Consider the following 12,262-nt stretch of genomic DNA (forward strand, 5'->3'; position numbering starts at 1 on the left):
GGCGGCGTCCGTGCGCGGACGTTGTCGAGCTCCGCTACGGGGAACGGAACCGAGATGGCCTTCGCACTGCACCGCTGGAACCGCGCCACACTGCTCGCGCGCCTCGAGGCGAACGAGGCGATCGACGACGCGTCCAGCATGGATCCCGCGCAGGCGGCGCGGGAGCGGCTCCGGCTGCTGGCCGTCGGCGACCGGTTCGAGGCAGCCGTCATCTCCGACGACGAGGCGATCGCCGAGTTCCGTCGGCTGCGTGACGACGCTCGGCGCATCGCGGTGGGCCAACCGGTCCTCGACTGAGCGCGGCCGCGTCCGCCACGAAGCGTGCGAGCACGACCGGGGCGACCGAGCGGGCGGTGGTTCAGGGCGTCCGACCGGCCGCTCCGGTCGCGTGACCACGTGCGAGGCTGTCGGCATGCAGCACGACGAGCACCATGACCGGAACGCCTTGTCCTTCGGCGCCGTCGCCGACGTGTACGAACGGGGGCGTCCCGGCTACCCCGCCGAAGCGATCGCCTGGGTGCTGCCGCCTGGCGCGTCGCGCGTGGTCGACCTCGGTGCCGGGACCGGCAAGGCGACGAGGGTGCTGACGACGCTCGCCGCCGAGGTCCTCGCGGTCGAGCCCGATCCCGGTATGCGTACTGCACTCGCGCGGGTGCTCCCGGACGTACCGGTGCTCGAGGGCACGGGCGAGGCGATCCCGCTGGAGGACGACTGGGCCGACGCCGTGGTCGTGGCCCAGGCGTGGCACTGGATGGACCCGGTCGCGGCGTCGCGGGAGATCGGCCGGGTGCTCCGGCCGGACGGCACGCTCGGGCTCGTCTGGAACCTCCGGGACGAGACCGTGCCGTGGGTCGCGCGCATTAGCGCCCTCATGCACCAGCCGGGTGAGCGCGTGATGGGCGTCGAGCACCCGGCGTTCGCGCCGCCGTTCGCCAGGCACGAGCGGCACGAGGTCCGCTGGGTGCACGAGCAGAGCCGGGAGGAGTTCCTGGCGATGGTGGCGTCCCGGAGCTACGTGAGCACGCTCGAGGCGGCGGAGCGCCAGGCCGTGCTCGGTCGGATCGAGGACCTCCTGGACGGTGACCCCGCGCTCTCCGGTGACGTGATCGCGGTGCCCTACGTGACCTACGCGCACCGCGCCTCCCGGTAGCGACGCCCGAGAACGAAGACGCGGGAACGCGCGCGCACGGACGACGAGTGCGCGGTCGTCCGACCACACACTCGTCGTCGGCACGCGCCCCGGCGACGGGGAGACCCGACCGCCGGGGACGCAGGGTCAGACCGTACCGCTCCGCATCGGGCCCGGCCGCCGCTCCCGGAGCCGGTTCGCGGTGACGAGCAGGGCGCCGGCGAGCACGAGGAGCAGCGCGCCGAGGCCGACCATGCCGACCGCGATGTCCGACCCGGTGAACGCGAGCTGCCCGACGGACACGACCGCGGCGACCGCTGTCCGGGCGACCGCGTCGTGGATGCCGAGCACGACGCCGTCGGGGTTCAGCGCCTCGACCCGGTACGAGTACGTCGTGTCGGGGTCGAGGCCGGTGAACACGGCAGTCGTGGCACCGGCACCGAGGGTGCGCGACGCGACCGCGTGGGCGAGGTCGCTGCTCGCGGAGACGACGATCCGGTAGGCCGTGGCACCGGGGATCGGCTTCCAGGTGGCCGTGAAGGACCCACTCGCCTTCGACGGGACCACGATCGGCTCGACCGTGTGGATCGCCGTCACGACGATCGCCGTCGTCGCCGACGAGGGTCCGTACGAGTCGTCGCCCGTGTACGCTGCCGCGACCGTGTCCGAGCCGGGCACGATGCCCGCGGTCGAGCACGTGCTGTGCGGGAGCGTCAGCGTGCAGAGCACCCGGTGGTCGACGCGCAGGGTGACCGTACCGGTGGCGTGCGCGGGCAGGCCACCGATCGTCAGGGTGACCGTGTCGCCCCACGTGGTGCTCGACGCTGCAGCGTGCACCGTGACCGCGGTCGCGGCCCGCGCCACGTGCATGGTGATGGGCGTGCCGGTCGAGCCGTCGTGATCGGCGTCACCCGAGTAGACGGGCGTCACCTGGTGTGTGCCGGTCGGCAGGTCGGTGACCGTGGTGCAGCTCGTCGCGCGCCCGAGTTGCACGGTGCAGAGGGTCGTGCCGGCGTCGTCGGTGAACGTGACCGTGCCCGTGGCGCCGGCGGGCAGCCCGGTCGGGGTCAACACCACGCCGGTGCCGTAGGTGGTGTCGATCGTGCCGAGGCCAGCGCCGCTGCCGCCGCCCGCGCCGCCGCCACCCGAGCCGCTCCCGCTGCCGCTCCCGGTCCCGCTGCCGCTCCCGCCCCCGGCGCCCGTGCCACCACTGCCCGGCACGACGGCGACGGCCGTGGGCGCCTTGGCGACCGTGATCGTCAGGGTCTGCGTCGCCGTGGCGGGCGCGTGGTCGTCGTCGCCCGGGACGAACGTCGTCGTCACCGTGTGGGTCCCGGCGCCCAGCGCGGCCGAGGTCGTGCACGAGAGCGCGGGGAGCTGCACGGAGCAGAGGACCTGGTGGTCGTCGTCGGTGAACGTCACGGTCCCGGTGGCACCCGGAGCGATGCCGGCGACGGTCAGGGTGACCGGCGTGCCGTGGACGGGATGGTCGTCGCTGACGCTCGCGGTGATGCTGCTCGACCTCGCGGCGACGACGAGCTGGACCGCCGGGCTCGTGCTGCCGACGTGGTCGGTGTCGCCCGTGTACGTCGCGGTGATCGCGTAGCTGCCCTCGTGCAGGGTCGACGGTGTGACCGTGGTGGCAGCTGAGCCGTCGCGCACGTCCGCCGAGCCGAGCGCCAGCCCGTCGCTCGTCGCCCACGTGACGGTGCCCGACGCACCGGCGGGCAGGTCCGTCACGGCGAGCGCGGCCGTGTCGCCGTAGTCCACGGAACTCGTGCTGCCGCCGTCGATGGTCGCCCCGATCGCCGTCGTGGCGCGCTGGACGACGAGCGTCACGACCGGGCTGTCGACGGCCTCGTGGTCGTCGTCGCCGACCCAGTGCGCGATGACCTGGTACCTGCCGGCGGTGAGGGCGGCGTCGGTGTCGATGCTGGGCCTCCCGGCCGTGGCCGTGCCGAGCACGGTGCCACCGGTCGTCGCGAACCGGATGACGCTGTCGTTGGCGGCGCCGCTCGGGAGGCCCGTGGCGGTCAGGCGCGCGGTCGTCCCGTAGGTCACGGTGTCGGCGTCGCTCGTGTGGCCGTCGGCCGTCACGCCGATGGCGGCGGTGGCCTTCGCCACGTGCACGGCGACCGGGTCGCTCGAACCGCCCACGTGGTCGGTGTCGCCGTCCCAGCTCGCGCTGACCGTGTGGTCCCCGGCGGCCAGCGCGGTCGTGGTGCACGAGGTCGCGGGCAGGTGCACGGTGCACAGCGGGGCGCCGCTCTCGTCGGTGAACGCGATGGTGCCGCTGGCTGCGGCGGGTGTGCCCGTCGCCGACAGGGTGAGCTCGTCGCCGAAGGTCGGGGTCGGGTCGCTCACGGTGGTGGTCATCGGGACGGCCTGTACCCGGTCGACCGTGAGCGTCGCGACGGAGGACGTGCCGCCGGCGTAGTCACCGTCGGTCGTGCCGGCGTAGGTCGCGACGATGCGGTGCGCACCGGCGTCGAGCGTGCTCGTCGGCGTGCAGGACGTGTCGGGCAGCGTCACCTGGCACAGCGCGGGCGCGTCGGCGGACCCGGTGTCCGCGGACGGGTCGCGGAACGACACGGTGCCCGCGGCGTCGGACGGGAGGCCCGTCACGGCGAACGTGGGGACGTCACCGTACGTCGTGGTCGCGGTGGTGTGACCGTCGACGGTCGTGGCCGAGCTCGTGGCTGCCTGGCCGACGTGCACGGTCGCGGTGTTCGTGGCCGTGGAGGCGGCGGTCGCGCCGTCGCCGGAGTACCGCGCGGTCACGACGTGGTCGCCGAGCGCCAGCGTGGTGGGCTGCGTGCACGAGGGCGTCGTGGTACTCGCGTCGGCGGTGCAGGCGGCGGTGCCGTCGACGAGGAACGTCACGGTCCCGGTCGCACCCGAGGGCAGCCCGGTCGCGCTGTAGGTCGGCTCGACGCCGACGCGCGTGGTCTGAGCCGGTGAGGCGCCGACGGTGAACGCCGAGGAGCGGAGCGCGACGTCGACGGACGCCGTGCCCGTGGACCCGGATCGTGTGGTGTCGCCCGAGTAGGTCGCGGTCACGACGTGCGGACCGGCGGCGCCCTCGACGACGGAGCACGACGCGGTGCCGTTCGCGACGGGGACCGCCCTGCACACGGTCGTGCCGCCCTGCGTGAACGTCACGGCGCCGGTCGCGGCCGTGATCGTGCTGCTCGGGCTGCCGGTCGTGGTGACGGCGGCCGTCACCGTCGTGGCACCCCCGGCCGTGATGGAGGCCGGCGAGGCCGAGACCTGAAGGGCCGTCGGGACGTGCGCGACCGTCGCGGTCGCGTGGGCGGACGCGGTGGTGAGGGCGTCGGTCGACGCGACGGTCGAGGTGATCGTGGCGGTCGTGCCGACGGCGCCGCTCACGGTGTACGGGATGTGGATCGCGGGGAGGGCGGTGCCGGGCTGCGTGCCGGCGGCCGAGGAGTCCGTGCACGCGACGGTCTGACCGCTGGAGTCGGACGGGTCCGTCGCGCAGCTCCAGGTGCCGTCCGAACCACCCGCAGCGTTCGGCGTCGCACCCGCGTCGAACCGGGTGGTGACCTTGACGAGGCCCTGCTCGGCACCGCCGCTCGCGGCGACGGCCGGCGTGACGGTGTAGATGTCGCTGTCGCCGCGCTGTGGCGAGGGGTCCGACACGGACGCCGTGGCCGAGAGCTGCGGCACCGCGCCCGTGAGCGAGGTCGCGGTGAACTGGTTCACCTCGTGGACGTCGTAGGAGCCGCCGGTCGACCCGACCCACCCGTAGGTGAGCTTGTACGGGTACCCGGTCGACGGATCGATCCAGCTGGCGGGGAACGTGGCACCGGAGGTGGTCACGTTCGGCAGGGTGCCCATGAGGGTCTGCGGTCCAGCGGTGGCGCCGATCGAGTCGTACACGATCGCCCAGTTGCCCGCGGGGACGGCGGTCTTCGGCAGGACCGAGGTGCCGTTCGCACCCGTCATCCCCTTCGACATCACCGTCGCCGTCGAGGTGTTCACGACGATCTCGACGGGCACGTCCGCGTCGGTCCGGCTGGACACCGTGGCCTCGGTCAGGGCACCCGAGGGCTGGGAGCTCGCGATGTAGCAGTAGCCGACCGTCCCGTTGCCGGGGCCGCGGACGGTGACGTTCGCCTTGCCGTTCGTGGTGTTCGAGGCGACTCCGGTGGTGCAGTTCGTCCCGCTGTACGTCGTGGTCTTGTAGTTGCCGTACGCGTCGAGTCCGAGCCCGAGGTACCCGTAGGGCAGGCCGCTCGCCGTCGAGCCGTAGTCGTGGTTCGCGCTGTAGCCGAGCGATCCACCGGTCGGACCGGTCTGGGTCGGCGGCTTCGGCGCGTAGGGGTCGGTGGCAGCGAGGTAGAACGCGATGCCGTCCGCGCCGTTGCCGCCGTACTGGTAGGAGTCGAACGTCACGTCGAGGCCCTGGGCGATCGGGACGGCGCCCTTGGCTCCCACGCCGCCGACCTTCGTCCCCGTCGCGTCCGTCAGGCGGAGCGCGCCGTTGCTGCTGTCGACGGCCGTGGTGGCGCAGCCCGGGACCGGGGTCTGCGACGTGTCCGTCCCCGCCGTGAGACAGGCGATGTTCGTCCCACCGGGCAGGGTCGGCTTCATGAAGGAACCCGAGTCCGCGATCGAGGGGCCCGTGAACGCCTCCTGCGCGTACTGCGTCGTCGCCGTCGTGGTCGCCGCCTCCGCCGCGGTCGTGGCGAGCCCGACGGACACACCGCCGAGCATGAGTGCGACGCCGAGCACGGCGAGGCGGCGGGCGCTCTTCGGGCGCGCGCGATGGCGCGCGGTCGCGGCAGCGAACACGGCAGCGGTCCTGTCGGATCAGGGGGTTCGGGTCGGCTCGGTCGCAGCGGCTGATGCCGGGGTTCCGAGTCCTCCCAAGGTACTGACGCCGCCGGTTCCATTCACCTGCATCGAGACCCCCAGTGCGGGGCACGTCCCCCGCGTGGAGGACCGAGCGGGGTCACGGGAGCTGGTCGACCGCTCAGAGAATGGACGGCCCGGGTCTGAGCCGCGCTCACGCGCGCGCCGTTCCGGGTCCCCGCGGGCGATAGGCTCGACGGCGATGCGTCCGACGGTGCGGGACGTGGCCGCCCTCGCCGGGGTGTCGCCAAAGACGGTGTCCAACGTGATCAACGGCGGTGTTCCGGTGCGCCCCGACACCCGGCAACGGGTGGAGGCGGCCCTCGCCGAACTCGACTACGTCCCGAACCTCTCGGCGCGGGGGTTGCGCAACGGCCGGTCCGGCACGATCGCGCTCGCACTGCCCGACCTCGGGACGTCCTACTCGGCCGAGCTCGCCCGTGCGTTCGTCGAGCTGGCGCGCGGGCACGGTTGGGCGGTCCAGATCGACCAGACCGGGTCGGACCCCGCGCGCGAGATCGACCTCATCTCGCGGGCGCGGGCCCACCTGGTCGACGGCCTCGTGCTCAATCCGGTCACCCTCGGCGAGAGCGTCGTGGCGAACGGGCGGGGTCTGCCGCCGACCGTCGTGATCGGCGAGGTGGAGCCGCAGGACGTGGACCAGGTCCACGTGGACAGCTTCGCGGCCGGCCGCGACGTCGGCCGTCTGCTCATCGCCACCGGGCATCGACGGATCGTGCTGCTCGGCACCTCGGACGACTCCTTCCGCACCGCCTCGAGCGAGACCCGACACGAGGGGCACCGCGCGGCGCTCCGCGAGGCCGGCCTACCCGAGGACCCGACCCTGTCGATCGCCGTCGGATCGTGGTCGACCTCGGCCGCCGCCGCAGCGATGTCCCGGTTCCTCGACCAGCACGGGTCGCCGGACGCCGTGTTCTGCTTCACGGACTCCATGGCGCTCGGTGTGCTCCACGTCCTCGCCGACCGTGGCGTCCGCGTGCCCGAGGACGTCTCGGTGGTCGGGTTCGACGACATCGAGGAGGCCTCGTTCGCGGTGCCGTCGCTGACCACCGTCTCGTTCGACAAGCGCGCGATCGCCGAGGCCGCCCTGACCGCGCTCGAACGCCGGATCGAGGACCCCGACGCGCCGCGGATCGTGCAGGTCGTGCCGCACCACATCGTCGAGCGTGCGAGCGTCGCCGCGCGCCGGGGCTGACACCCCCGCCGGATGAGCGGGCCGGCCGGCCGGGACGCGCGGCCCAGCGCGACCCCCAACGCTCGCCACCGTCGGCACGACGCGCCGACGGCGGCTTGTGGAGGCGAGTTACAACGATGTAAAACGGGAGCGACCACCACCACACGACGACGTGAGGACCACATCGCGCATGTCCACCGCAACCATCACCGTCGACCGCGAGTTCATCGTCGGTCCCGTTCCGCGCCGACTGTTCGGCTCGTTCGTCGAGCACATGGGCCGATGCGTCTACACCGGGATCTACGAGCCCGGCCACCCGAACGCCGATGAACACGGGTTCCGCCGTGACGTGCTCGACCTCACCCGCGAGATGGGCGTCTCGATCGTCCGCTACCCGGGCGGCAACTTCGTCTCCGGCTACCGCTGGGAGGACGGGGTCGGCCCCGTCGAGCAGCGTCCCCGCCGGCTCGACGGCGCCTGGCACACGGTCGAGACGAACGCCTTCGGTCTGCACGAGTTCGCCGCCTGGGCCAAGGAGGCGGGGGTCGAGGTCATGGAGGCCATCAACCTCGGCACCCGCGGCGTCGAGGAGGCCCGTGCCATCGTCGAGTACGCGAACCACCCGGGCGGCACGGAGTGGTCGGACAAGCGTCGCGCCAACGGAGCCGAGGAGCCGTTCGACATCCGCGTGTGGAACCTCGGCAACGAGCTCGACGGCCCCTGGCAGATCGGCCACAAGACCGCCGACGAGTACGGCCGCCTGGCGCAGGAGGCCGGCAAGGCGATGAAGCTCGTCGACCCGACGATCGAACTCGTCGCGGTCGGCTCGTCGAACTCGCACATGCCGACCTTCGGGTCCTGGGAGTACACGGTCCTGTCGCACGCCTACGACGAGGTCGACTACATCTCGATGCACGCGTACTACCAGGAGCACGACGGCGACGCGCTGTCGTTCCTCGCGAGCGCGAACGACATGGACTACTTCATCGAGTCCGTCGTGGCCACGGCCGACGCGGTCAAGGCGAAGCGCCAGTCCTCCAAGGTCGTCAACGTCTCGTTCGACGAGTGGAACGTCTGGTACCAGCGTGGGCTCGAGACCGAGGACCAGCCGCACGTCGTCGGCAAGGCCCAGTGGCGCGAGCACCCGCGGCTCATCGAGGACCAGTACAACGTCACCGACGCGGTGGTCGTCGGTACCTTCCTCAACTCGCTCCTCCGCCACGGCGACCGCGTCACGATCGCGAACCAGGCCCAGCTGGTCAACGTGATCGCGCCGATCCGCAGCGAGGAGAACGGTCCCGCGTGGCGTCAGACCATCTACTGGCCGTTCGCCCGCACCGCGGAACTCGCCCGCGGCGACATCCTCCGCACCGTCGTCCGGAGCGACCGGTTCGCCTCGTCCCAGTACGGGGACGCCGACGTCGTCGACGCGAGCGTCACGTACGACGCCGATCGCGGGCGCGTCGCGGTGTTCGTCGCCAACCGCGGTCTCGAGGAGGCGTCGGACGTCACCGTGGCCCTCCGCGGCTTCACGGCCGGCCAGGTCACGCGTGCCGAGGTCCTGACGATCCCCGAGGGCGGGGACCGCTTCACCGCGAACACCGAGGCGGCGCAGGACGCCGTCGGCCTCACACCGCTGCAGGCGTCGGTCCAGGACGGCGCGCTCCGCACCACCCTGCCGCCGCTGTCGTGGGCGGTCCTGGAGGTCGAGGTCACCCAGGCCTGACCGGCCCCGGCTGGCCCCGGCTGGCCCCGGCTGGCCCCGGCCACCGTGCCGAAACCACCGGCCAGATCGCAGAACATGCCGCTCACGTTCACACGTGAGCGGCATGTTCTGCGATTTCGAGGCTCCGGAGGACCGGGAGCCCGGCGACCGGTGGTCAGCGGCGAGCAGCCCCGCGCCCCGCGAACCGCGTGTAGATGAACAGCACGATGACCGCGCCGATGATCGACCCGATGATCCCGGCAGGCTGGAAGAAGCCGTCCATCGGGTCGTGCTGGAAGATGAGGAACCCGAGGAACCCACCCACGAACGAGCCGATGATGCCGAGCACGATGGTCGCGATGATGCCCATCGACTGCCGGCCGGGGATGATGAGGCGGGCGAGCGCACCGGCGATCAGGCCGATGATGATCAAGCTGATGATGAGACCGATCAAGAGGTCCTCCTGGTGTTGCGTTAGTCCGCTACGCCACGGCGGGTTCGCCGTAGCGGTGATCAGCACCTGAGTCAACTCCGAATCCGCCCGACGTGTTACGCCGCCGTGCGCCGCGTCGGGTCAGCCGTCGCGGCGCAGCGTCGTGTTCGGGGCCTCGCCGAACTCGGCGGCGTAGGCCGCGGCGAAGCGTCCCTTGTGGCCGAATCCGTGCGCGCCCGCGATCTCGGCGACGGTGTCCGTGCGGTGGTCGGCCGCGAGCAACCGGTCCCGCACCATGCTGAGCCGAACGCGACGGAGGTACGTGGTGGGCGTCATCCCGTGCGTCCGGTTGAACGCCTCCTGCAGCCCGCGCATGCTCATCCCGGCCGCGGCGGCGACGTCGGTGATGCCGATCGGGCTCGTGGCGTGCTCGCGGATGAAGCGCTCGGCGGCAGCGACCCGGGCTTCCGCGGCCGTCCCGACCCCGTCGGGGTCCGTCGCCGGCACGACCGGCCAGTGCGGGAACGCGGCCAGGAGGCCCTCCGCAGCCGTCCGCGCCAGCGCGCGCTCCGCGTCGAGCGTCACGGTCGCGGGACCGCTGATGAGCGTCACCGCGACCTGCCGCACCATGGCCCACCACGCCGAGCGCGCGTCGCCCGTGGGGATGTGGTCGTGGTCGAACCCGAGCGGTCCCGGAGCCCAGCCCCCGCGTTCCGCCGCGACCTCCTCGACGATCGACCGATCCACGTGGAGGAGGTCCTTGTCGAAGCCGTCGTAGCGGAAGGGGAACGACCCGGTCGGGTAGAGGACGGGTTCGCCCTCGGACACGTCGAGCCCAGCGATGGAGCCGCTGCCCTCCTTGAGCCACGCGACGACGTACTCGTCGGCCGACGTCTCGAGTTCGCCCGACACCATCCCGGTCAGCCGGGTGGACGCGAGCGACAGCAGTCCGGTCCCGGTGACGGTGTGTCGGAAACCGAACGGCCGGCCGTCGGGGTCGGCCTGGACGTCCCAGCCGACGGCGTGGTGCGTGGTCTGCAACAACACCCGCGCCTGCTCGACGTCCTGGCTCGTCGCGACCCTGCGCTCCCGGGTGATACGGGCGGTTCCTTCCATCGTCCGCTCATCATCACGGTGCTGTGCAGGGTTCGGCAATTCCGTACGCGCACTGTTCGGCCAGACTCCGTACTGCCCGCGCTCTGCGGATGATCGGACGGTCACCGGGCCGTCATCGCGAGGACCGATCGCCCATCGGGAGCACCTGCGGCCAGGTCACTGCGGCTCCGAGGACACCGCCGGGTCGACCGCGTCGAGCACGGCCCGGTAGGTGCGCGGATCGCTGAGGATCCGGAAGTGCCCGCCGACGGGCAAGCGCTCGTTCTTCGCCCCGACGAGGGCACTGCCCTCGGGGATCATCGTGTCGAAGACGCCGTAGACCGACGTGATCCGGCCGTTCGCGTGCACGTCCGCGAGGAGCGCGGCCAGGGTCGGGTCGTGCACCGAGAACGCCCGGAGCGTCGCGTTCGGCGCGAACCGTGCGTACGACGAGCCGCCGAACGGGGCCGACACGGCGACCATCCGGTCGACGCGACCACCGCCGTCCAGCAGGGTCATCGCGTACTTGCCGATCAGTCCGCCCTTGCTGTGGGTGACGAGGAGCACGTCGTGGAGGTCCTCGGCGCGGATCTGGTCCATCACGAGTCGGGCACCGGCGCGCACCGACTGCCGGTTGTGCCGCAACGCCGTCACGACGAACACCGGGTGCCCGTGATCGTGCAGCGCGTCCATGAGGGGCCGCATGAAGTGCCACGTCTCGTACACGCCCGGCACCACGACGATCGGCTGGCGGTCACCGCTCCGGTAGTCGTCGGCCGTCGTCGGCCCGAGGCTCCGCAGCTGCCACACCGCCGCGTACCACCAGTCGAGCAGGAACCATCGCGCGTCGCGCAGGTGCACGGCCAGGCGGGGAGGTGGGTCGGGCGTGCTCCGCGCCTCCCGGTCCCGCCACCCGGTCGCGCCCGTCACCGGAGCTGCCCCACGGTCTGGACGCGGATGAACTCGTCGACGATCGCCGCGACGGCACCGGGGTGGGCGTCCTGCACGTGGTGCGGTCCGGGCAGCTCGATGAACGCGGCTTCTCGCGCGACCCCGGCGACACGGGCGGCCCAGCCGCGGCGGGCGACCGGGTCCTCGGTGCCGCGCATCACGAGCACGGGGACCTCGAGCGCAGCGACCGACCGCAGCGTCGGGTACCGCATCATCACCCGGAGCTCCCGCAGGTACGTCGGCATGCTCCGGAGGTAGTCGGTGAGGAGCGTCGCGTTCATCGCCGGCCGCTCGCGGATGCCGTCGACCGCGAGCGAGAACCCCTGCTGCAGGAGCGTCCGCCGCCGGTCGTCGATGACCGGGCCGATGAGCCCCACCGACGTCACGAAGCCCGGGTCCTGGAGTGCCATCCCGACGACGACCTGCGTGCCCATCGACTGCCCGATCGCCAGACACTGCTCGACGTCGCAGGCGCGGAGCGCGGTGATGACGAGTCGGGCGAGGTCCTCGATCTCGAGTCGGCGATCGGGAGACGGGGAGTCGGCGAAGCCGGGCAGGTCGACCGCGATCGTCCGGTACGAGCGCGAGAGCACCCGCTGCACGCGCTTGAACGACCGGTGCGACATGCCGATCCCGTGCACCAGGACGATCGTCGGCGCCAGGGTGTCCCGAGCACGGCCGGCGGGGGCCAGGGTGCGGAGCCGGAGGACACACCCTTCGACGTCGACGGTCTCGACGAGTGGGCGCATGGAGATCACGCTACGCGGCACGCCCGACGGGATGACCATCCGCGACATCAGCGTCGTCCTCGGCGTTCCCCACCAGCGCGTGCATCAACCGCTGCACGTGGAGGAGCACCAGCCGTCGCGCGTCCTG

At 72.4% G+C, this 12,262-nt stretch carries 9 protein-coding genes; 4 read left to right on the forward strand and 5 right to left on the reverse strand.

The window, feature by feature from the left end; translation table 11 throughout:
* The first annotated feature begins 54 nt into the window (after positions 1-54).
* Both DEI88_RS13190 and DEI88_RS13195 read left to right on the forward strand, forming a co-directional pair.
* A complete protein-coding gene (locus DEI88_RS13190; RefSeq protein WP_111011163.1) occupies positions 55-297 on the forward strand; it encodes a hypothetical protein in 243 nt (80 codons plus the stop codon).
* Positions 298-412: 115 nt separating this feature from the next.
* On the forward strand, positions 413-1,150 hold the full coding sequence (locus tag DEI88_RS13195; protein WP_111072489.1) for a class I SAM-dependent methyltransferase: 738 nt from the start codon (positions 413-415) through the stop codon (positions 1,148-1,150).
* Between the two features lie 126 nt (positions 1,151-1,276).
* Here DEI88_RS13195 and DEI88_RS13200 read toward each other — a convergent pair whose 3' ends face one another.
* Complete coding sequence (locus DEI88_RS13200) at positions 1,277-5,947, reverse strand: Ig-like domain repeat protein (protein WP_111072471.1); 4,671 nt, start codon at positions 5,945-5,947, stop codon at positions 1,277-1,279.
* Between the two features lie 262 nt (positions 5,948-6,209).
* Here DEI88_RS13200 and DEI88_RS13205 point away from each other — a divergent pair, with 262 nt between their 5' ends.
* Together DEI88_RS13205 and arfA are read left to right on the forward strand one after the other, a co-directional pair.
* The gene (locus DEI88_RS13205; protein WP_111072472.1) at positions 6,210-7,223 is read left to right on the forward strand and encodes a LacI family DNA-binding transcriptional regulator; all 1,014 of its coding nucleotides are present in this window, start codon (positions 6,210-6,212) and stop codon (positions 7,221-7,223) included.
* Between the two features lie 169 nt (positions 7,224-7,392).
* Entirely contained in the window at positions 7,393-8,928 is a 1,536-nt protein-coding gene (gene arfA, locus DEI88_RS13210; RefSeq protein WP_111072473.1) for an arabinosylfuranosidase ArfA, read from the forward strand.
* A 154-nt stretch (positions 8,929-9,082) separates the two neighbouring features.
* Here arfA and DEI88_RS13215 read toward each other — a convergent pair whose 3' ends face one another.
* From DEI88_RS13215 to DEI88_RS13230, 4 genes are all read right to left on the reverse strand, one after another.
* Positions 9,083-9,361: a GlsB/YeaQ/YmgE family stress response membrane protein gene (locus tag DEI88_RS13215; RefSeq protein ID WP_111011159.1), complete on the reverse strand. Its 279-nt coding sequence runs from the start codon at positions 9,359-9,361 to the stop codon at positions 9,083-9,085.
* Positions 9,362-9,481: 120 nt separating this feature from the next.
* Entirely contained in the window at positions 9,482-10,456 is a 975-nt protein-coding gene (locus DEI88_RS13220) for an AraC family transcriptional regulator (protein ID WP_111072474.1), read from the reverse strand.
* Between the two features lie 156 nt (positions 10,457-10,612).
* Complete coding sequence (locus DEI88_RS13225; RefSeq protein ID WP_258370214.1) at positions 10,613-11,365, reverse strand: esterase/lipase family protein; 753 nt, start codon at positions 11,363-11,365, stop codon at positions 10,613-10,615.
* Positions 11,362-12,135: an alpha/beta fold hydrolase gene (locus DEI88_RS13230; protein WP_181441266.1), complete on the reverse strand. Its 774-nt coding sequence runs from the start codon at positions 12,133-12,135 to the stop codon at positions 11,362-11,364. Before DEI88_RS13230 ends, DEI88_RS13225 begins: the two co-directional genes overlap by 4 nt.
* Positions 12,136-12,262 lie beyond the last annotated feature (127 nt).

The sequence above is a fragment of the Curtobacterium sp. MCBD17_003 genome, assembly GCF_003234885.2.
GTDB lineage: Bacteria > Actinomycetota > Actinomycetes > Actinomycetales > Microbacteriaceae > Curtobacterium.